The following is a 21642-nucleotide window of genomic DNA, read 5'->3' as shown; positions in this document are numbered from 1 at the left end:
CAGAGTATAGTAAATGTATGTGAAAGAAAGCAGGCCTTCCTTAACTATTTATGCCGTCAAATTGGCGGCGGAATGGAGATTTTTATGAATAAAGAACTAAAATTCGGAAACCGGAAAGCCACCGTACCGGTTATACAGGGAGGTATGGGAGTAGGGGTCAGCCTGTCCGGCCTGGCCGGTGCTGTAGCGAAGGCCGGCGGGGTTGGTATCATTTCTGCCGCCCAGATTGGATTCCGGGACCCTGATTTTGACAAAGATCCGGCAGCGGCCAATATCCGTGCGATCCACGATGAAATAAAAAAAGCCAGGCAAATTGCCCCTGAAGGAATCATCGGGGTCAATATTATGGTAGCCACCAAACCCTACGCTTCTTATGTAAAAGCCGCCGCAGATGCGGGAGCAGACCTGATCATATCCGGCGCCGGCTTACCTCTGGCCCTTCCGGCCCTTGTAAAAGGAAGCGGTACCAGCATTGCTCCCATCGTGTCTTCCGCCAAATCAGCTTCTGTCATCTGTAAAATGTGGGACCGCAAAGATCACAGAGCTCCGGACATGGTCATCATTGAAGGGCCAAAGGCCGGAGGTCACTTAGGCTTTTGCAGGGACCAGCTACAGCGTATCGATACGCTGGATTACGACACGGAGATTAAAAATATCCTATCTGTAATCAGGGAATATGAAATCAAGTATCAGCAGCCTATTCCCGTAGCGGTAGCTGGCGGGATATATACCAGATCCGATATGGACCATGCACGTTCGCTGGGTGCCGACGCCGTACAGATGGCCACTCGTTTCGTCACCACCCATGAGTGTGATGCCCATCCGAGTTATAAGCAGGCTTACTTAAATGCCTCCGAAGATGACATTATTATCGTCGACAGCCCGGTAGGGATGCCCGGGCGGGCCATTCACAACCGGTTTGTGGATGAGGCAGCCTTAGATCTGCACCGCCCCACCCGCTGCCACAAATGTCTGGAACATTGTGATCCGGCCCATATCCCTTACTGCATCACAGATGCTCTGATCCGCGCAGTCCAGGGAGACATCGACCATGGCCTTCTTTTCTGCGGCACCAATGCTGCCCGGGCTGATCGTATAGAGCATGTCAGTGATATCATGCAGGAATTCTGTTTATAGCTTCTTCACATCTTATCAGCCCTTTTTTTGATCCTCAGTCAACTCAGGGAATTCCCGTAAATACATTGACACAATCTGGCATAAATGGGAAAATAGAGTTAGTACTAGGAAGAAAGAGGTGAGGTTCTATGAATCTGGAGTTAGTGACAAATTATATCCGGGAATCGAAGCATCTGGTATGCCTGTTGGGAAATAAACTGCAGGAAGAGTGCGGTGTCCCCAGACTCAGAGTGCAGGAGGTTGCCTATGAAGTGGAATCTAAGTACGGCTACTCCCCGGAAGAGATTTTGAGCAGTGTGTTTTTTGTCACCCGGCCGGAAATGTTCTACAAATATTACCGGGATGTCATTCTTAGCAACCAGGGAGAACCCAGTGATTCCTACTATGCACTGGCAGAGCTTGAGAGAAAAGGTAAAGTAAAATCCATTATCACCCGGAATATTTTCGGGCTGCCCACGAGAGCCGGATGTAAGAACGTGATCGAGCTGCACGGAAGTATCTACCGGAATCAGTGTATCCACTGCAAAAAGGATTACAGTATTGAGGACCTCAAGAAAAGTACAAAAGTACCCACCTGTGATGTGTGTAAGTCTATCATCAGACCATCGATCCGCCTGTATGGGGATATGGTGGATAATGGCGTCATGACCAGGTCTGTGGATGCGATCGAACAGGCCGATGTGCTGCTCGCTCTGGAACTGGACCTGAATTCCTCCGGTTATGAGCAGACTTTTAATGATTTTACAGGCGGTAAAATTATCCTCCTGAAAAGCCAGCCGCATTTTCTGGATGAAAAAGCTGATCTGGTCCTATACGGGCAGGTAAAAGAGTTACTGCCGGAAATTGTTAAGGCACTGTGATTGTAACAACCAAACATACAAAAACAACCAAACATAAAGAAGCATAAATATATGAAAGCCCCCTGCGGATAGGAACATATTAGGTTCCAATGCACAGGGGGCTTTTCATTTTGGGCATAGTATCATGCACCAGCAGCGTACTGCATCAACTTATAACTTTTATCTAAGCTGACGGCTAATTTCATACAGTCCCCATATAGGAGAGATATTCCCTGACAGCTACAGCCCGATCTGCGATCTGATCTGCCCCGGTTACAAACAAAATATAGTTAGAGACAACCGCGGGACCACTACCGGTCAGACTCAATGTGACAGACAGTGCACGCGTATCCGGAACCGTGACGGTAAATGGTTCAAGGAACATATTCTGGTTCCCGGGTACAAAAACCGGATTGTCCTGCTGATATAATACCTGTCCTTCTTCCGTTTTTACGGATACCGATAGTCCGCCGTGAAACGGGTCGGAATCATTGAGGACGGTTACCTGCAGTGGTACAATTTCCCCGGATGTAAACAGTAATTTGTCATATCTGAGGGAAGCGGTGAGCGGGCGGAAGGCGTCCCTTACAAAATAGTAGGCCAGTTTTTTCTCGCCATAGTAATCTTCCAGATTAGTGCCGGACACATGCGGGCAGGGTTCGTTATACTGCCAGATAATGCTTCCGCAGTTCTGGAAAGCTCTTCTTCTGTTCGCTTCCAGAGCATAGCGGAGGCCTTCCGCCTGTATGTATTGGCTGCACATGATGAATTCCCGGAGAGATTCCTGCGGGAAAGTGCCGAATATCCGGCAGGTTCTGTCATAGGTATCCCACAGCTCACCCCGGTGCCGCCAGACCAGGTTATCCCGCATATTGGTGACGGTCAGGTTCCCGGGGGAGAGGAACCGCTTCATCGTATCGTAGTTTGCCATGCCGTCCACACCGAACTCGCTGTGCAGCAGACTGTCCGATTTATTATATAGGGTATAGTGCTGGGTAGTGCCTTCATATTTCCAGGGGCCGTGGACATCGTGGTTTTTCCCGGGAGTGGTGATATCCAGGAATTCGTTGGGTCCGGAAGCGGAAGTGGGAAGCATGTATCTGCTGTCATTTTCCGATACGATCTTTTGAAGCATACCCACGTTCTCGTCCCCGAAAGTAGCCGGAACCCCGTCAAAGTCAGTCAGTTCATTGCCGCCGCTGTACAGAGCCAGAGACGGATGGGTACGGATTCCGGGCACAGCCGCTTTTGCCGTTTCTGCAAGCTGGGCCATAAAATAAGGGTCTTTGGACGGGACATTGTCAATCCCGGAACTGCTCTGTGTGAATTCCTGCCAGATCAATATGCCCAGCTCATCGCAGATATCGTATAAATCTTCTGATCCGATGTAAGCTCCTCCCCATACCCGAATGAGATTACAGTTGGCGTTTGCAATATTCTGAACCAGCTTCCGGAGACGGTCCCGGGTGATGTCGGCCTGCTGCATCTCAGGCGGCAGATAGTTCACCCCTTTCAGATAAATGTCCTTGCCGTTTATCTGCATACGGTAGGGAAATGCGTCCCTGGGACCTCCGATACTCGGTAAATGCCGGATGGAACGAAAGCCCACCGAGTAGGTTTTCTCATCGGAGCATTCCCCCTTTGTATTGCCCGTGATGACCCGCAGCTGGTACAGAGGCTGTTCACCATGGCCGTTGGGCCACCACAGCTGAACGGAAGCGATATCCATGGAAAATGAAAATGCCTGCTGACAGCCGCTGGAGACGGGAACCGTAAGCACCTGTTCGGCTACCGTTTCCCCGTGAAAGGATAATTCCAGCTGAAGCTGCTGTTCGGTATCGCCGAATCCGTACAGCTCCACCTCACCGGACAAGGTACAGGAATTGTCATCGGAAAATGTCTGTTCCACCCGCAGGGATTCAATGGAGGTGTCACCGAATTCTTCGATATATACAGGGCTGTCAATGCCTATGCTCACCAACCGCATACACCAGTCCCATTTGTAATTAAAACGGGGTTTTTGGGTATGGGTTCTGGACGTATAGCCGATCTGTCCGTGTTCTGTGGGAGCGTGCTCGATTAGAATGGATAATTCGTTATCCTCCTGGATAAAAGGCGTGATATCTTTGCAAAATGGGACAAATAAATTGGTGCTGTCTCCGATCGGCTGGTGATTAAACCACAGATGCGCGGTATAATCCAGATGATCGATCCTAAGCCGGTAATGCCGGCCGCCGTTTCTTAGCAGCGGGAAATGCGCCCGGTATTCCCACCAGCGGTTGGGAACCCATTCACACTTTAAACTGTTCTGGTCTATAAAGGGATCTTCTATATAGCCCTCTCTTAACAGCGTTTTGTATACGCTTTCCGGTACTTTTGCCGGAATCCAGTCCGTGACGCCTAACAGTTCTTCCCCTGTTTCCATAGAGTTTCCCAAAAAAGGAGTATAGGGATCATGAGCTTTCATGGAAAATTGTTCGATTTTTTTATGTATCATCGGTTTCTCCTTCCTGCGCAGAATTGCTTCTTTCGCCTACAGGTATTTTATCATAGAGAACAAAATTTGACAATACAAATTTGAGAAAATGATAAAACAATATATAGGACAATATGGAAAAATATATTGACATATTATATAAAATGATATATCATATACATATCAAATTTAGTTATTGCAAAAGGGGGAAAACGGAAAATCAGAGGATACTACGAATGTGGTACAGAAATACTTGCGGTCGAATGAAAAAAGAGTAATCAGGAAAGGAAAAGGAAGGTAATGAAAAAACAAATTTGTATTTTATTGGTAATTTGTATGACGGTATTGGGAATTTCTGCCTGCGGAAAGTCAGACGACAAAGCGGGCACAGATGCGAACACAAACAACGGTACAGGCACGGAGCAAAGTTCTGATTCCGGACAGTCCGGTGATAAAACGAAAATAACCTTTGCATATCTGGATGCCAGCGGAGAAGACGCTAAGGAAGACGGCTGGATCCACAAATGGGCAATGGATACATATGACAAATGGGATCAGAAAGATAAGGTAGAACTGGAACTGATTCCCTATGTAGGATCGGAAGGAGATTATTTTACGAAGATGGCGCTGGAGCTCTCTGATGAAAGCACAGCACCTGACATTTTCTATGAAGACTCCTTCCAGGTAACGGCGGATGCGGCAGCCAATTATCTGGCTCCGCTGGATGAATATCTGGGAAGCTGGGAATCCTGGTCCAACGGCGCTGTGATTGATGCTTGTAAAGAAGCGGCGACCGGTATGGACGGTAAGGTTTATGGTATCCCTCTGGCTACGGATTCCAGAGGAATCTGGGCAAACACCGCGGTACTGGAACAGGCAGGGCTTCCGAAAGACTGGAAACCGGCTACCTGGGCGGAACTGTTGGATGGCTGCCGTCAGATCAAGGAAAAATGTGAAGGAGTAGTTCCTTTCTGGTATACCTGTGAGGAGACTTCAGAGGCAACCAGCATCAATACTTTTGAAATGGTGCTGTACGGAACCAAAGATCACCTTTTTGATACGGAAACCGGAAAATGGAATATCAGAAGCAAGGACATGCTCTCCAGCCTTGAATTCTTCCAGACTACGATGCAGGAAGAACTGACCGGAAGCGCGTCTGAAGTTACGAACACCAACTCTTTGAATTATGCGATGGAGTATATGAGAGACGGAAAATTAGGCATGGTTCTTACGTCAACCGCAGTACCCAACGCGTTTTACAGTGCCGGACAAAGCTTTGAGTGGGCGGATTGGGATAAAACCCTGTCGCTGATCCCGATGCCTACCCAGAATGGAGATCTGGGCGGAAGCGTTACGATGTCCGGAGGCTATGCGTGGTCTATTTCATCCCATTCTGAGGAGAAGGAACTTGCCTTTGATTTTATCACAGCGATGATGGATAACAAAGAACAGGTAGTGACCTATATGATGGAGTGCGGCCAGCTGCCTACCATCGATGTAACAGACGCTGCGAACTATGCAGACCTGTCTTCACGGCCGTTTATGCAGGAAGCCACGGAACTGCTGCAGAACGCACAGTACCGGCCGCACAATGAGAAGTATTCGGAAGTATCCACCTTCTTATCTCAAATGGTTAATTCCGTCGTGTGTGGAAATGACCCCGCGGAGGCGCTGGAGAATTATTCTCAATCTGTTATCTCCATCGTAGGTGAGGAGAATACGCAGGACCTGTCCAAATAGGAAAATGGGGGCTGTAAGCAAGATCCCGGCAGCCCCCTTTTCGTTCAAGCAAGGAGTTTTGAACTCTCTTCAAAAAAGGAGAAAAAAGTTGCATAAACAAATATCGTTTGGGAAAAAAGTAATCTATTTAGTTCCTTCTGTTGTTCTGCTGCTGATTTTTTTCGTGGGACCGGTCATATTAAGCCTATATTTTTCATTTACCAATATGGCATTAACAGGTAGCAATGCCAGCGATCTTCGATTTATCGGACTGGAAAATTATAAGCATATGATTGCAGATCCAATGGTAAAGAAAGCAATTTTAAATACACTGGTGTTTATGGTGGGTTCCGTAGTGGGACAGACACTGCTGGGATTTGGCTTTGCCTATATGATGAGAAGCTGTCACAAAAAAGTACGGAAAGTTGTAGGAAGTATCATTATGATCGGCTGGATTATGCCGGAGATGGTGGCTGCTTTCTGTATGAGTTCCCTGTTCCATGACAGCGGGACCTTGAATATGATTCTGGAGGGACTGGGGATTTCCGGAGTTTCCTGGCTGTATACCTTCCCGATGGCAGCGGTCATCATAGCGAATGTGTGGAGAGGAACGGCGTTTTCCATGCTGGCGTACCAGGCGGCGTTGGATGATGTCCCGTCGGATATCGAAGAATCCTCAAAACTGGACGGAGCGAACCTGGTCAAGAAAATATATTATATTATTTTACCGACTATCAAAAATACGATAATGACAAATACCATGCTGATCACACTGATGACGCTTGGATCTTTCGGCCTGATCTGGATCATGACCGGCGGCGGTCCCAGCGGAAAGACCCAGACACTTCCAATCCTGATGTATATCAAGGCGTTTAAAAATTCTCAACTGGGCTATGGAGTGGCGATCTCTATTATTTCCCTGGTGGTCGGAGTGATCTTCGGTATTTTCTACATAAAAGCAGCAGGCAAGGAGGATTGACATGAAGAAAAAGAGAAAACTTGCGCTGATTGTAAATGCCGTGATGATCCTTATGGCTGTGATGTGGCTGCTGCCCATGCTGTGGATGTTCATGGCCTCCGTCGATCCCAGTGCCAACGTATTTACCAAGCTGCCTTCCGGGATCACGATGCAGAATTTTGCCTCGGTACTGAAAAGCCATACGAATCAGATGTCCTTTCTGAACAGCCTGATTCTCTCGTTTGGAGTGGCGGTTCTGGTTATTATCTGTTCCGGGCTGGCCGGATACGCGCTGTCCAGATATGAGATGAAATATAAAAAATCTTTTTTGATGACGGTGCTGTTTATGTCGTCTCTGCCGGGGACGGTGCTGATCGTACCGGTTTACCGGATGTTTGTAACGCTGAAGCTCAATGACAGCCTGGCGGGTATCATCTTGTTTATGGCTGCCACGACGCTGCCGTATTCCCTTTGGATGATGAAGAACTTTATGGACAGCGTACCGCTGTATCTGGAGGAAGCGGCCAGCGTGGATGGGGCAGGTACCTGGCAGCGGATACGAAGGATCATCGTGCCCCTGATGGTGCCTGGTACCTTCTGTGTAGCGATACAGGCGTTTATCGGAGCGTGGGGGAATTTCATGGTGCCGTTTATTCTGCTGAAATCGGCCGGCAAATATCCGGCTGCGGTCACCATGTATCAGTATATAGGCATGTGGGATATCTCATATGGGGAACTCACCGCATTTTCCATTTTATATGCGGTTCCCGTACTGTTTTTATATGTCATCGGCCAGAACTATATGTCCAAAGGATTCAGTATGTCGGGGGCAGGAAAAGGTTAAGAGAGGATGACTGTATGTGCTGAAAAGCGCACATATGGAGGAACGGTTGAACAAAAAGATGTTCACCCATACCTAAATGTGCAAAAAAGCGCACGTATGGAGGAACGGTTGAACAAAAAAATGTTCACCCATACCTAAATGTGCTGAAAAGCGCACGTATGGAGGAAAAGATGAGCGAATTAAAATTATACTGGAAATTAAAAGAGCAATGCGGACGGAACTACTGGGAACAGAGAATTCTGGCCGAACTGGAATTCCTGCGCAATCTGTTTGAGGAGGAAGACCAGGCCGTACCGGAGCTTTTCTGCCGGACGGCGGATGGCCTGTACGGGAAATTAATGGCCCGGGGAGGTCTGATCGAAAATGATGTAAGAGAGGCGGAGGAAGCGCTGTCCGCCTATAGCGGGAGAGCCAAACAATACCATGTGACCTGCGCGGCCCACGCCCATATCGATATGAACTGGATGTGGGGGATGCCGGAGACGGTCAGCGTTGTGATCGATACGTTCCAGACGATGCTGAACCTGCTGGAAGAATATCCGGATTTTATTTTTTCCCAGTCTCAGGCGTCCACCTATGAGATTATTGAGAAATATGCGCCGTCCATGCTCCCTGAGATCCGGAAGCGGGTGCAGGAGGGACGCTGGGAGGTAACCGCGTCCAGCTGGGTGGAAGCGGACAAAAATATGACAGGTACGGAAGCCATGGTCCGTCATATTTTATACACCAAAGAATATCTGAAAGGACTGCTGGGGATCGACCCGGATTCCATACAGGTGGATTTTGAACCGGATACCTTCGGACACAGCCGTTACGTACCGGAGATCTTAAGCCATGGAGGGATCAAATATTATTTCCACTGCCGGGGGAATGATCAGGAGGAAGTCTACCGCTGGAGAGTGCCTTCGGGGAAAGAAGTGCTGGTATACCGGGAACCGAACTGGTATCTGGGACCAGTGGACTATGAGATGGCTTCCTATGTGCCCGGATACTGTAAGAGGAATCATACCCGGGAGGCGCTCTTTGTATATGGCGTGGGTGACCATGGCGGAGGCCCCACCAGAAGGGACCTGGAACGGATCATCGATATGAGGGAATGGCCGCTGCTTCCAGAGATACAGTTCGGCAGATATCATGATTTCTTTCGGGCGCTTGAGAAAAACAGGGAAGATTATCCTGTGGTGGAACGGGAATTGAATTACATTTTCACGGGATGCTATACGACTCAGTCCCGGATCAAAAAGGCTAACCGTACCGCAGAGGACAGCTTCTACGACAGCGAGGTGCTGGGGGCCATGGAATACCTGTGCCGGGAATCCAGAAGCAACCGCGGCGGCCTTCAAAAAGGCTGGAGGAATATCATGTTCAATCAGTTCCACGATATTCTGCCCGGCTCCTGCGTGGATGATACGGTATCCTATTCATTGGGAATCAGCCAGGAAGCCATGTCCTACGGAATCGCCTGCGCGAACCGGTCCATGAAGGTGGTGGGGGATCTGATCGACACTTCGGCCATGGGTTACCCGGATGGGAAGGACTCTACGTCGGAAGGAGCGGGAGTGGGTTATAATACCATGGGAACCCCTATGCGGTCCGGCCAGGCCGCGTCAGACGGAAGGAAAATCACAGAGGCGTGCAGAGGTAAGGGAAATATCCGGGTCTATACTTTGTTCAATACCACGCAGTATCCCCGTCTGGAACCCGTGGAAATCACGCTGTGGGACTGGCAGGCAGCGCTTGACAGAACCATAGTGACGGATGGGGAAGGAAAGCAGGTAGCGTATGAAGTGGTGAAGAAGGACCAAAGCTACTGGCAGCACAGCTTCCACAAGCTGGTGTTTACCGCCCAGGTCCCGCCTTTTGGATATGCCAATTATTATATCCGGGAAGACGAACTGCCCATGAAAGTGCACAAGACGGATGAACCCAGGGTCCACCGGATGGAGGATGGGGTCTATGTACTGGAAAATCAGAAGCTGAAGGCTGTTTTTGCCACAGACTCGATGAAGCTGGTTTCCCTTACGGAGAAACAGAATCAGACAGAGCTGCTGGCCGGTAGACCTTCCGGTTACTTCCGGTATATCCTGGAAGATGATTCCAGGGATTACTCCGCGTGGATGGTCGGGGCCTACCGGAAGATCGAGGATCTGAATGAGGAGTGTGCGATCCGTATCCTGGAGCAGAAGAATAACGGAATCCGGCAGTGGATCACATATCAGATGGATTTCCATGATTCTTCCCTGGTGGTGGATGTCATATTGGATGATCAGTCTGAGATGCTTCGTTACCGGATACAGGCGGACTGGCACGAGACAGGAACACCGGGGGGAGTAACACCCCAGCTTCAGTTCTACATGCCCTTTGGATATGTCTCCGGGCAGACCAGATATGATGTCCCGGGTGGTGTGGTCGAACGGGAAAGCGCCGGGCATGATGTGCCGGCGATCTACTATGGGGCGCCGCTTCCGGTGGAGGAAGGGAGTTGCCTGATGCTCACGTCAGACAGTAAATATGGCTATCGGACGGAAAAACAGGCGATCCTGATGAATCTGCTGCGGGCCGCGTACACGCCTGACCGTTACCCGGATCTGGGCTTCCACCGCTGGGAACTGGGAATCGGAGTTCTGCCGTCGGCAGACTGGTGTGAGATGATGTCCAGGGCTATGTGTTTCTCCCATCCGGTCTATGCCTATTCGAACAGTGTACATAGCGGAACGCTGGGACAGTCCTTTGGGTTCCTGAATGTGGACGGCCGTGTAAAAGTAACGGCCTTAAAGGAAACAGAAGATGGAAAAGGCCTTCTGCTCAGGTATTATAACTGTGAAGAGAAGGACGGACAGCTGGCAGTGGCTTCCTTTGACAGCTGGAAAGAGGTCAGCCGTTCGGACGCCATGGAAAACACCGGTGAAAAACTGGCGGACAAAGGAAAGAATCTGACTGTCCGGCAGGCTGCCTGCACGCTGGACTGCATAAAGATTCTGTATTGATGACAGATCCACTGTACGCACCAGATTTTGGCAATACCGGTTGCACTTCCGCACAAACACCTTTATAATCTAATAAGAAACAGAGGGGATAGAAGGAGTGACTGTATGCGCAATCAAAACGAAACCAAATATGCAATGGTTACCACATATTTGCTGAATTATATAAAAGAACACCATTTAACTGCGGGAGATAAACTGCCCACGGAAATGCAGTTGGTAGAGAAGCTGGGAACCAGCCGGATCACCATACAGAGGGCGATCCGGGAGCTTCAGCAGCGGGGGATCGTTCGGCGCGTACAGGGAGGCGGTACTTATATCGCAGGTGAGACGGAGGAAGCGGAGGAAGAAAAGGAAATCCAGTTTATTCCCTTCGTGCTTGCAAATGAAAATGATTACACGGGCGCCCTGGACTATATACAGGGTGCGGACGCCTATTTATCCAATCACTCCTACTATCTGACCGTGCATTCCAGCCATAAAAACGCGCAGGAGGAATGCGAGGTGATAAAACGGCTGGTGGAGGATGGGTCCAAATGCATTATGATACAGCCCTGTTCCTCTTCGGAGAATTTTTCTATGTATTTTCAGATGATGCAAAAGGGAGTCGAGTTCGTGTTCGTGGACCGGATTCCGCAGCATCTGGTGGCTAATCTGGTGGTGTGCGACAATGTAAACGGCGGCTACATGGCTACCAGGCATCTGATCAAATGCAACGCCAGACGTATCGGCTTCGTCAGTATGGAGCCGGTCAGCATCGCCTACTCCCTGGTGCAGAGGAAGGCGGGCTATGAGATCGCCCTTCGGGAAGCGGGTATCCCTTATGATGAAAAGTACGTGCAGTTCGGTGAGCTGGGGGACGAATCCATGCGGATCGTGGACCGGCTGCTGGAACTGCCGGAACCTCCGGACGCGCTGTTTTGTGCCAATGATGTGACTGCGGTGGAGGTCCTGAATTATCTGCAGTCGATCCATATGGAGGTGCCGGACGATATGATCCTTATCGGCTTCGATAATCTGAGCATCGCCCAGAGTGCTGCGGTCCCGATCTCTACCATCGAACAGCCTTTCTTTAAGATCGGGTATGAGGCGGCCCGGATCGCCAGGAAGCTTCTGAGCGGGGAGCGGGACTATATCTACCAGGAAATCCTTCCGGTGGAATTATTGAAACGGGCCAGTACCCGGAAAATTCAACGTTTGTAGTGAGCGGCGGGCAGCCCGTGATGAGACGGGTGCCCGGCTTTTTTTCGTAGAAAAGTGCTCCTATGAAATAAAACGCTCCGCGGGGACCGCACTGCGGCGGAAAGGAAGATGCCGCTTACGCGGCCCGCCGCGGCAGATTTTGTTATTATTACTATTCGTCAGTCTGATCTTATACTTTCTGCACATCAGGTTGTATATCTTTTTCTGCTGTAATTCCAGAATGGGTCAAAAAAGTAAACAAAAGGGACAATTCTATTAATATATTTTTCGTTAAAATGATTATATAATAAGACTGCTTTAAAGCGGTTTGCGGAAAGTCCGCAAAAAATAGTACAAATGGAAGCAGGAGGAGAGATATGTTGAGAAGAAAGTGGATATCCGGCGGTGGTCTGCATCGGATGATGAAGTGGCCGGATAGGAGAAAAGTGTGGACACGGATGGCGGCAGTCGGTATGGCACTTTGTATCACAGGAATAACGGTTATATCTGATGTGGGTTCTGTTTCAGCAGCGCCGGCTGATTCTGCGTTTGAGATGTCGGCATCTTCACCTGGGAAAGAGGATTGGACGAAGCTGCGGCTGGACCTGGGAGGGCCGGAGACCAATGCGGGAGGCTCCTGGGGGACTCCGATAGGGAATGGCGTGTTTGGAGCGAAGGAAAACGGGGGCGTGGCCAAGGATGTATTCCAGCTTAACCACTCCACGTTCTGATCCGGAGACCCGGCTTTTGGAGAGCAGCTGAATGCGGGGGGAGACGGCAGTTATGGGAATACACCGGAACAGAGGCTGGCGGCTTATGAAGAATTAAGGCAAATGCTGACGGACGCATACCGGGAGGGAATCTCCGATGAAGAGCGTCTGGCTATTTTTAAGAAGGTGGAAGCGCAGACGAAGAAAATATGGGATGCTCCCTGTAATGCGCAGAGTACGTTTCTGCCGCTCGGGCGAATGATTCTGGATTTTCCGGAACTTACTTCCGGGACGACGGACTACAGCAGAGTACTGGATATGGATGGTGCTGCCTCGGAAGTTTCATTTAAGAAGGATGGGGTGACCTATAGCAGACAGGCTTTTATCAGTAACCCGGACAATGTTATGGCGGTGAAGCTTGAGAATGACGGCGGACAGAAAATGAAGATGAATGTCACGCTGGAACTGCCCTCCCAGATGGTTGGAAAAGCGGATGTGAATAAAGTCACCGTGGATCAGGAGAAAAATGAGATTGTCATGACCGGCCGTGCCCCGATTGAAAAGTACGGCAATCAGGCGACCTGGCATGAGGACCGGGGTACCACTTTTGAGGCCAGAGTGAAGGTTCTGCCAGTGAACGGGACGATGACTGTTTCCGGAAACTCATTACAGGTAGCCGATGCGGATGAGATTGTGCTGCTGTATACCTGTGAGACGAGTTATAAAGATTTTAAAACGGATCCGGCCAGGAGCGGGATCGATGTGTCCGGGAATGTACGCAGGAGCCTGGACGCGGCAGTGCAGAAAGGGTATGACAAGCTGCTGGAGGATCATCAGACGGATTTCCGGTCGCTGTTTAGGCGTCTGTGGATCGATATGGACGGAAATACCATAAAGTATGGAAATGTGGATATCACTCCATTTGAATATGCGCGTCATTTCCAGTACGGGCGCTATATCGCGCTGTGCTGCGAGAGGGAGAACTCTCAGGCCGCACAGAACCTGCTGGGGATATGGAATGCTTCCTGGAGTCCGGCGAACCAGTCGGCATACTACCTGAATGAAAATATACAAAAAATGTCGGCGATCAAGGGGCCGGGAAATCTGGCGGACACTTCGGACGCCCTGTTTAAACTGCTTGAAAGCTTTGCGGATGAGACGACAGGAGGAAAAACAGCACAGACCACCTACGGTGCTGCCGAGGGTGCCTGGGTAGTCGCTCACTCCACGGATATCTGGGCCAAGACTGCCATGTGGGGTGACGCAGTGGAGTATGGCAGCTGGACATCCGGCGGCATGTGGGCACTGGACAGCCTGTATGACAAGTATGATTTTACACAGGATATTGAACTGCTGAAGAAGTACTACCCGATCATGGAGGGGGCGGCGCGCTTTGCCCTCAGCACCCTTACACAAGTGGACGGAGTAAACGGGGAACTGAAGGATTATCTGGTTATCGCTCCTGCCGGATCTCCGGAACACTGGTATAAGCTTTCGGGAGGCGGCAAAGCTTCTTTTGATATCAGTACGGCGGCGGATGTGGAGATTTACAATAATCTATTTCACATGATGGAGAGCGGGGCTGAAGCTTTGGATGAGGCCGGCGTGGAATATGACAGGACTTTGCTGGCAGATGTACTGACCGCCCGTGAGAAGATGGTCCCTCTGGAACTTTTTATTGATCTGGATACAGGCAGATTAAAAGAATGGTACAACGAGTACACGACAGGTGATGCCGGTCACAGACACGCCTCCCACCTGCTGGGAATCTTCATGAATCATTCCGGGATCAATGAGGCGGATACTCCGGCCCTGTACTATGCCGCGCAGGAGGAAGGGAAGAGACTGTTCTCCCGGGGCGGCGGACAGCATCCGGACAGAGCGACGATGTCGGTGCGCCTCGGGGACCCGCAGACCGCATTTTCCGCGATGCCTCATGGAATCGCAGGAACCAATACCTCCAATAATGACTGGAGATACTGGTGCCCGGTCAGTAATTCTGTGGCAGAAGCGATTCTGGACAGCCGGTTTGATGAACTGAACCTAATGGAAAATATTCCGGACCAATGGTCCAGTGGTACGATTAAGGGAATCCGCGGACGCGGAGGATATCAGCTGAGCATGGAATGGGCTGACGGTGAGCTGGTAAGCTGTACGATCGATTCTCCCAGCGGAGCGACACCCAGGGTACTATATAAAGGAAAAGGGGTGAATCTGTCGGAAGATCCCAGATTCCAGGTAAACCGGGCGGCATTAAGCCTGGAAGAATTGATCAAAGAAGCGTCGCAGAAACTGAATGATAACTATACAAAAGCAAGCAAGGATGCGCTGCAGGCTGCTTTGGAGATCAATACGGTGGAAGCGCTGTCCCAGGCATTGCTGGCTATGGTACCGGTAAATGGGGCGGAGCATGAGGACTTCACGATAGAGGCTCAGGATGGCAGGACGGTTTTGTGTAAGGCAGGGGAAACCGTGCAGTTGTCCGTAAAGGATGGACAGGATATACCGGTGCGCTGGAGTATGGAATCCCTGACCGACAATATGGATGCCAATGCCATAGCGGGCATCGACGAGAACGGGGTGGTCACGGCTGTCTCAGGAGGCAGGGTAAGGGTTACTGCAGAAGCGCTGGATGGTTCCAGGGCAACAGGAACCATCGATCTGCTGATGGAGCTTCCGGTATTGGAAAAGGAAAATGTGGATGACCGGGATCCCAGGATTACATATAACGGCTCCTGGGTAACCTGGGAAGAAGCGAAGCATATGAACGGTACCATCACGAACTCTGAACCGGGCGCTGCACCAGGCAGTACCGCCAGCCTTACGTTTAACGGAAGCGGGATCGAGTTCATCACCAGCACCGGCGGACATATCGGCGGGATTCGTGTTACTATAGACGATAAAGTGGTGGAACCGCAGATTGATTTAAATTTCGCGGACGGACAGGCCCAATATCTGGGATTTTCCAAGATGGATCTGGAACCCGGAGAGCACACCATTACGATAACGACCATGGATACTGCCGGAAAGACACGGGTTGATGTGGATGCATTTAATATTTACCGCAGCAGTCCGGCACAGACGGACAGAAGCGGGCTGCTGGAAGCGTATAACAGCTACCGGTCAATGGAAAATAATGGTTCCTATCAGGAGGACGTGTGGGCGGATTTCCAGTCGGCTCTGACGGACGCCTCCTCGGTACTGTGGAATCTTGACAGCACACAGCAGGAGATCGAGGGAGCTTTGTCGGCGCTTCGGGCGGCACATAAAGCATTGGGGATTCACACAGAAAACATCGATGACCGGGATTCCAGGATTCATTACACGGGATCATGGGTGACATGGGATGAGAGCAAGCATATGAACGGGACGGTTACCAACAGTAAGAATGCCGGAGACAAAGCTGCTCTGACTTTCACAGGAACCGGAATCGAATTCATCACATCCACCGGCGGGCATCTGGGGAGCTTTTGTGTGACACTGGACGGCCAGGTAGTGGAGAATGAAATCAGCGTCAACGTGCAGGACGGAGCCAGTCAGTACGTGGGTTATTCCAATAGGAATCTGGCGAACACGGAACATACGATAGAAATTACTTCCATGGGAGGCAGCGGCAAGGGCCGGATCGATGTGGACGCCTTCATTGTGTATATCGACACGGCGGCAGGAATGGACAGTACCGGACTCCGGGAGGCCTGTGAACGATACGGGGAGCTTGAAAATGATAATTATACTCCTGCCGGCTGGGAGAATTTCCAACAGGCACTGGCCGCAGCCGGCAGCACTCTGGTGACCGCGGTGACCCAAAAGGAACTGGATGATGCTTTGGATGCGCTGGAAGCCGCTTACCTGGCGTTGGAACGAAAAGCGGATAAAACACAGTTGAGCAAACTGATAGAAGAATGCAATGCCTTAAACGAGGAGGAGTATGTGCCTGAGAGCTGGGCTGCATTCCAGATCGTCTTAGGAGAAATCAGCCCGCTGCTGACAGATGAGAACCTTTCACAAAGCGCAGCCAACAAGGCTTATAATCGTCTGCTGACTGCCAGGCTGGCATTAGAGCGGACCGCACCGCCGCTTAACACCACCGAACTGAGTACGCTGATCGATCAGGCGGCTGCCATCGATACCACGAATCTGCGTCCCGGTAAAGTGGAGGAACTTAACCAGGCACTGGATTACGCAAAGGAAATTTTCGCAAAAGCTGAAAATGGAGAGGCTGGCCAGGATGATATCAATAGCGCTGCGGATGCGCTGTTACAGGCCATCGTGAATCTGAAGGAAATCGCAGACAGGGCAGATTTAACGGAACTGATCGGCCTGTTGGAGAAACTGGACGGAAATGATTATACACCGGCAAGCTATGAGGCACTAATAAGTGCGCTGAACGCGGCCAGACTGATCAATGACGATTCTTCGGAAGCAGATATCCTGAAAGCTTATCAGGATCTTCAGAACAGCTTCTCGCAGCTTATACGGGATACGGCGGATAAGAGCGCGCTTGCGAACGCGCTGGAGAAAGCAGCGGTTATTCTGGGCAGTGCCGACAGCTTTATGCCCGGCTCGATCGCAGGGCTGCAGGGAATCTATGACAGCGCCAGGAGTATCTATGACGATCCAGCGGCGGCGCAGGAGCAGGTGGACCAGGTGACGGCAGAGCTGACGGCAGCCAATGCGAAGGCAAAGGTAAAAGAAGAGAAAGAGGTTCTGTTCAACGCAATACAAAGGGCCGGACTGTACAAGGCGGAAAACTATACTCCGGAAAGCTACTCATTGCTCGGCGCCGCTATAATGCGCGGCCGGAGTGTGGCGGAGAATGGTGACGCTACAAAAGATCAGATCGATCAGGCCGTTCGGGAGATTGAGGATGCGGTGGCGGGACTGGTAGAGGTTCCGGCTGGGAATGACGACAACGGGAAGCCCGGACTGTCCGATGAGGGCAAAGACAACAAGGATACGGACAATGATTCCGATAACGATAAGAAAGATTCCGAAGATAAGGAGCAAAATACGGAAAAGGATCCTAAGACCCAGGTGTCTTTCCAGGGCACTTACCGCAGACCGGTAAACGTAAATATTACGGTTGCGGACGCTCCCGACAGCACGGACAAAACCAAGGGCGCTTCCGAACCTTCTGATCCGGATGGCAGCGGCGCAGAATCTTCTGGCAGCGAACAAGATCAGAATGGGAATGATACAAAAGAACCTAAGGAAGCAGCTTCGGATGCCGCTGCAGGCCAGACGGACACAGACACCCAAAACGAGAATGTACAGAAGAACTCAGAAGGGACAGGAGTCCTGCCTGTTGCGGTCGGAATCCTCCTGTTGTTACTCATAATTGCAGCAATTTGGTACTTCTATAAGAAAAAACAAAAATAAGATACAATAGCTATAAGATGTGACCAAACAGATCCTTCGGGCGGCGGTTTCCAATCAGGAAGCCGGCGCCCGAAGGATAAAATGCCGTATTTACCTTTTGGGACACATTGTCTATAAAAGACAAAAAAATCAACATTTCAGATAAAAACAAGCATATATAACCAAAAATAAATCCTCTATAATGACGTTATCAGTTAAAAAAGCTTAGGAGGAACAGGGATGAAACGAAAAATTTTAGCACTTTTGCTGGGAATCACGATGGCGGTTACAGCCGCAGGATGTGGAGGAACAAAGGATACGGCAGCCGGCACGGAGGAACCCGCGGCGGCCAGCTCGAATGAGGAGGGAGCTTCCAAGGAGGCTGATCAGACAGATGCCAAGGCCGGGGAAGCGAAGCCGGAGACGGTGCTGACCTTCATGGCGGTGGGAGGCTCCAATGAGCAGGCATTTACCGATGTCATTACAGCCGCGGCCGACCTCTTCAACGCGGGAAATGACTTTAATGCGAAGATCGAGCTGGAGTGGTATGAAAATGAGCAGTATAAGACGAAATTGGCTACGCTTATGACCCAGAACGATGTGACGGATATCTTCTTTACCTGGGAGGCAGGCTTCATGGAGGATTATGTGAACAGCGGCAAGGTATATTCCCTGAGCGAGGGGCTGAATGCCGACAGCGAATGGATGGGACGTTTCAACAGCGGAGTTTTTGATGCGGTTACGTATAACGATCAGATCTATGCGGTTCCCATGGGCCAGGCCATTATACCGGTCTACTATAATACCCAGATGTTCAAGGAGAACAACGTAGAAGTTCCCACGACCTGGGACGAATTCATGAATGCGGTCAAGACCTTTAAGGACGCAGGGGTGATCCCGGTCTCCATGGCCTGCCAGGATGCGTGGGTACCTGCGCAGATGCTTCTGGAATTATCCGGCGGAGTCGCGGGCAAGGAACTCTTCGACGATATCGTATCCGGCAAAACAACCTGGGACGATCCCCGCTATGTGGAGACCGGAAAACTGCTTCAGGAGATGGCGGCGGCCGGCGCGTTCCCGGAGAGCTTCTTAGGACTTGCCTATGATGAGGGAAGAAGCCTGTTCACAAGCCAGAAAGCGGCCATGTACCCAATGGGAACCTGGGATACATCGGCAGTGATCGAGGGCATGGGCGGCACAGATAATGTGGGTGTATTCCTGTTACCGGCGAAAAACCCGGAATACAATGACGTACATATCGCCAGCGTGGAGAAGCTTTTTGCCATCAGTGAAAAATGTGAAAACAAAGAAGCGGCGATGGCGTTCCTGAAATTATTATCCGACCCGCAGATCCAGGAAAAATACGTCGTAGACTGCGGAGCGCTCTCCGCCACAAACCTGCAGATCGATGAATCCAAGGTAGATCCGGTAACCGCACAGATCATGAAGCTGCAGGGACAGGTGAAAAAAGCCCTCACTCCCATGGACCGGCAGTTCGGAGCCAATGTTGGCGGAGAATTCAACAATATCTCTCTGGCCATAGCCGGAGGCAAGGATGCACAGGAACAGTTCACGGCCCTGCAAAAATATGCGGAGCAGGAAGCCGAACAGTAACAGGCGGTAGAGTTTATGGCCGGCAGTCTGTGGTTAGAACCGCAGACTGCCGGCTTACTTTACCGGAAAGGAGCAAAAAGGATGGATAAGATCCTCAGCAAAAAGAAATATATTGCATTATTCGTGGGACCGGCTTTCCTCGTATACCTGTTATTCGGGCTGATTCCGATCCTGTATAATCTTTATTTAAGCCTCTTTAAGACCAATTTATTGGGAGACTCCACGTTTGTGGGCCTGAAAAATTATGTGCATCTGTTTCAGGACCAGTTCTTCCGGCAGGCGGTGGCAAATAACCTGAAGTTTGTGCTCGGGTCCTACGCAGCCCATATGCTGCTGGCCCTGCTGCTGTCCAACATATTATTCCAGAAAATCAAGGGCTCCAGGTTATTCCAGAGCGTCTACTTTATGCCTTCCGTCATATGCGGTACGGCCATTGGAATGCTGTGGACCTTTATCTACCACCCGGACTTCGGGCTGGTCAATGGTTTCTTGAAAGCGGTGGGTCTGGATTCCTGTGTCCATATCTGGCTGTCGGACGAGAAAACGGTCATACCGGCTCTGATCGTGGTCACTATGTGGCAGTTCGTGGGATACCATATGGTGATTCAGCTGGCGGGAATGAAGAACATAGACGCCGCTTTGTACGAGGCGGCATCGATAGACGGTGCCAGCCGCTGGCAGCAGTTTACCAAAATCACCTTCCCCCTGATGAAACCGATCCTGAAAATCGATTCCGTACTGATCGTAACCGGATCGTTGAAATTATACGACCTGGTGGCCGTAACCACCTCAGGAGGTCCGAATCACGCCAGTGAAGTGCTTTCCACCTATATGTTCACCCAGGGATTCAAAGCGCTGAAATTCGGCTACTCCAGTACCATAGCGACCATGCTGCTGGTGCTGTGTATCGGCGCGACGGTGATTATCAACCTGATATTCTCCAGCAAAAAAATTGATTACTAGGCGGGAGGAAAGTATGAATAGACAAAGGGTATTAACTATATTAAAATATGTTATATTGATTCTGTTTTTAATCGCCTGTCTGTACCCACTGCTTTGGCTTATCCTGAACTCATTTAAGACACAGGAGGAGTTGTTTACGAATACCTGGGGATTCCCCCGCGTATGGACGCTTGATAATTATAAGCATGCGGTTGTTGACGGCAAGATCGGGATCTATTTCCTGAATTCCGTGGTGGTAAGCGCCATATCCGTGGCCGGGACGATCGTTTTGTCGGTCATGGCCTCCTACGGGGTGACGCGGTTAAAATGGAAGCTCTCAAAGACAACACTCAGCATCTTTTTGCTGGGACTGATGATACCGGCCTATGGATCCGTGATCCCGCTGTATTCCATATTCAATAAAATCGGGATATTAAACACCTATCTGGCCGTAATCATACCCCACATCACCTTCGCGCTGCCCACCGCGATCTTTATCCTGACCGGCTTTTTTATCGCGGTACCAAGGGAGCTTGAGGAGGCGGCTATCATAGACGGCTGTTCCCTGTTCCAGGCATTTCGCAGGGTGGTAACGCCGGTGGTGGTTCCGGGGATCGTGACGGTTACCGTTATTTCTTTTATCAATATCTGGAATGACTTATTATTCTCCCAGATATTCCTGACAGATAAGAAGAAAATGCCGCTGCCGATCGGGCTGACAGAATTTCAGGGGATTTACTCCACGGATTATGTGGGAATGATCGCGGCGATTGTGATCACTGTCATTCCGGTAATTATTGTATATGTAATATTGCATGAGAAGATTATAGACGGCATGATCGCGGGCGCCGTCAAGGGGTAGGAAGGAATCCGGGGGGA

Annotated in this window: 13 protein-coding genes; 12 read left to right on the top strand and 1 reads right to left on the bottom strand. The window is 50.3% G+C overall.

The annotated features are described in order from the left end of the window. The first annotated feature begins 84 nt into the window (after window positions 1–84). Together ABC831_RS22595 and ABC831_RS22590 are read left to right on the top strand one after the other, a co-directional pair. Window positions 85–1137, top strand: coding sequence for an NAD(P)H-dependent flavin oxidoreductase (locus ABC831_RS22595; RefSeq protein WP_343250337.1), 1053 nt, complete (start codon window positions 85–87; stop codon window positions 1135–1137). A 128-nt stretch (window positions 1138–1265) separates the two neighbouring features. Beyond that, complete coding sequence (locus ABC831_RS22590; protein ID WP_343250336.1) at window positions 1266–1997, top strand: SIR2 family NAD-dependent protein deacylase; 732 nt, start codon at window positions 1266–1268, stop codon at window positions 1995–1997. Window positions 1998–2178: 181 nt separating this feature from the next. On the opposite strand, the gene ABC831_RS22585 is transcribed toward ABC831_RS22590, so the two are convergent. After that, window positions 2179–4473: a glycoside hydrolase family 2 protein gene (locus tag ABC831_RS22585; RefSeq protein WP_343250335.1), complete on the bottom strand. Its 2295-nt coding sequence runs from the start codon at window positions 4471–4473 to the stop codon at window positions 2179–2181. Between the two features lie 279 nt (window positions 4474–4752). Between ABC831_RS22585 and ABC831_RS22580 the strand changes: the two genes are divergently transcribed. The 10 genes from ABC831_RS22580 to ABC831_RS22535 all read left to right on the top strand — a co-directional run bounded on the left by ABC831_RS22580 (window position 4753) and on the right by ABC831_RS22535 (window position 21625). Beyond that, window positions 4753–6192, top strand: coding sequence for an extracellular solute-binding protein (locus tag ABC831_RS22580; protein WP_343250334.1), 1440 nt, complete (start codon window positions 4753–4755; stop codon window positions 6190–6192). Between the two features lie 205 nt (window positions 6193–6397). After that, complete coding sequence (locus tag ABC831_RS22575; protein WP_343250333.1) at window positions 6398–7150, top strand: carbohydrate ABC transporter permease; 753 nt, start codon at window positions 6398–6400, stop codon at window positions 7148–7150. Between the two features lies 1 nt (window position 7151). Further along, a complete protein-coding gene (locus ABC831_RS22570) occupies window positions 7152–7973 on the top strand; it encodes a carbohydrate ABC transporter permease (protein WP_343250332.1) in 822 nt (273 codons plus the stop codon). Between the two features lie 170 nt (window positions 7974–8143). Beyond that, window positions 8144–10960: a glycoside hydrolase family 38 N-terminal domain-containing protein gene (locus tag ABC831_RS22565; RefSeq protein ID WP_343250331.1), complete on the top strand. Its 2817-nt coding sequence runs from the start codon at window positions 8144–8146 to the stop codon at window positions 10958–10960. 105 nt (window positions 10961–11065) lie between these two features. Beyond that, complete coding sequence (locus tag ABC831_RS22560; RefSeq protein ID WP_343250330.1) at window positions 11066–12160, top strand: GntR family transcriptional regulator; 1095 nt, start codon at window positions 11066–11068, stop codon at window positions 12158–12160. A 356-nt stretch (window positions 12161–12516) separates the two neighbouring features. Continuing rightward, complete coding sequence (locus ABC831_RS22555) at window positions 12517–12870, top strand: hypothetical protein (protein WP_343250329.1); 354 nt, start codon at window positions 12517–12519, stop codon at window positions 12868–12870. A 102-nt stretch (window positions 12871–12972) separates the two neighbouring features. After that, the gene (locus tag ABC831_RS22550; RefSeq protein ID WP_343250328.1) at window positions 12973–18228 is read left to right on the top strand and encodes a glycosyl hydrolase family 95 catalytic domain-containing protein; all 5256 of its coding nucleotides are present in this window, start codon (window positions 12973–12975) and stop codon (window positions 18226–18228) included. 219 nt (window positions 18229–18447) lie between these two features. Beyond that, the gene (locus ABC831_RS22545) at window positions 18448–19821 is read left to right on the top strand and encodes an extracellular solute-binding protein (RefSeq protein WP_343250327.1); all 1374 of its coding nucleotides are present in this window, start codon (window positions 18448–18450) and stop codon (window positions 19819–19821) included. An 81-nt stretch (window positions 19822–19902) separates the two neighbouring features. Beyond that, window positions 19903–20784 (top strand): carbohydrate ABC transporter permease, encoded by an 882-nt coding sequence (locus tag ABC831_RS22540; protein WP_343250326.1) that lies wholly within the window; start codon window positions 19903–19905, stop codon window positions 20782–20784. Between the two features lie 13 nt (window positions 20785–20797). Then, window positions 20798–21625 carry a carbohydrate ABC transporter permease gene (locus tag ABC831_RS22535; protein ID WP_343250325.1) on the top strand — a complete coding sequence of 276 codons (828 nt, stop codon included), beginning with the start codon at window positions 20798–20800 and terminating at the stop codon, window positions 21623–21625. Window positions 21626–21642 lie beyond the last annotated feature (17 nt).

The sequence above is a fragment of the Diplocloster hominis genome, from assembly GCF_032380655.1.
In the GTDB taxonomy this organism is placed as follows: domain Bacteria; phylum Bacillota; class Clostridia; order Lachnospirales; family Lachnospiraceae; genus Diplocloster; species Diplocloster hominis.
Note: the sequence above shows the minus strand (reverse complement) of the source record. Positions and strands in the feature narration are given on the sequence as shown.

Excerpts from the sequence above, each read along its gene's own strand:
- ABC831_RS22595 (WP_343250337.1), top strand. The coding sequence starts at position 85 with ATGAATAAAGAACTAAAATTCGGAAACCGGAAAGCCACCGTACCGGTT.
- ABC831_RS22565 (WP_343250331.1), top strand. The coding sequence starts at position 8,144 with ATGAGCGAATTAAAATTATACTGGAAATTAAAAGAGCAATGCGGACGG.
- ABC831_RS22555 (WP_343250329.1), top strand. The coding sequence starts at position 12,517 with ATGTTGAGAAGAAAGTGGATATCCGGCGGTGGTCTGCATCGGATGATG.
- ABC831_RS22585 (WP_343250335.1), bottom strand. The coding sequence starts at position 4,473 with ATGATACATAAAAAAATCGAACAATTTTCCATGAAAGCTCATGATCCC.
- ABC831_RS22560 (WP_343250330.1), top strand. The coding sequence starts at position 11,066 with ATGCGCAATCAAAACGAAACCAAATATGCAATGGTTACCACATATTTG.
- ABC831_RS22590 (WP_343250336.1), top strand. The coding sequence starts at position 1,266 with ATGAATCTGGAGTTAGTGACAAATTATATCCGGGAATCGAAGCATCTG.
- ABC831_RS22545 (WP_343250327.1), top strand. The coding sequence starts at position 18,448 with ATGAAACGAAAAATTTTAGCACTTTTGCTGGGAATCACGATGGCGGTT.
- ABC831_RS22535 (WP_343250325.1), top strand. The coding sequence starts at position 20,798 with ATGAATAGACAAAGGGTATTAACTATATTAAAATATGTTATATTGATT.
- ABC831_RS22570 (WP_343250332.1), top strand. The coding sequence starts at position 7,152 with ATGAAGAAAAAGAGAAAACTTGCGCTGATTGTAAATGCCGTGATGATC.
- ABC831_RS22580 (WP_343250334.1), top strand. The coding sequence starts at position 4,753 with ATGAAAAAACAAATTTGTATTTTATTGGTAATTTGTATGACGGTATTG.
- ABC831_RS22575 (WP_343250333.1), top strand. The coding sequence starts at position 6,398 with ATGGCATTAACAGGTAGCAATGCCAGCGATCTTCGATTTATCGGACTG.
- ABC831_RS22550 (WP_343250328.1), top strand. The coding sequence starts at position 12,973 with ATGCTGACGGACGCATACCGGGAGGGAATCTCCGATGAAGAGCGTCTG.
- ABC831_RS22540 (WP_343250326.1), top strand. The coding sequence starts at position 19,903 with ATGGATAAGATCCTCAGCAAAAAGAAATATATTGCATTATTCGTGGGA.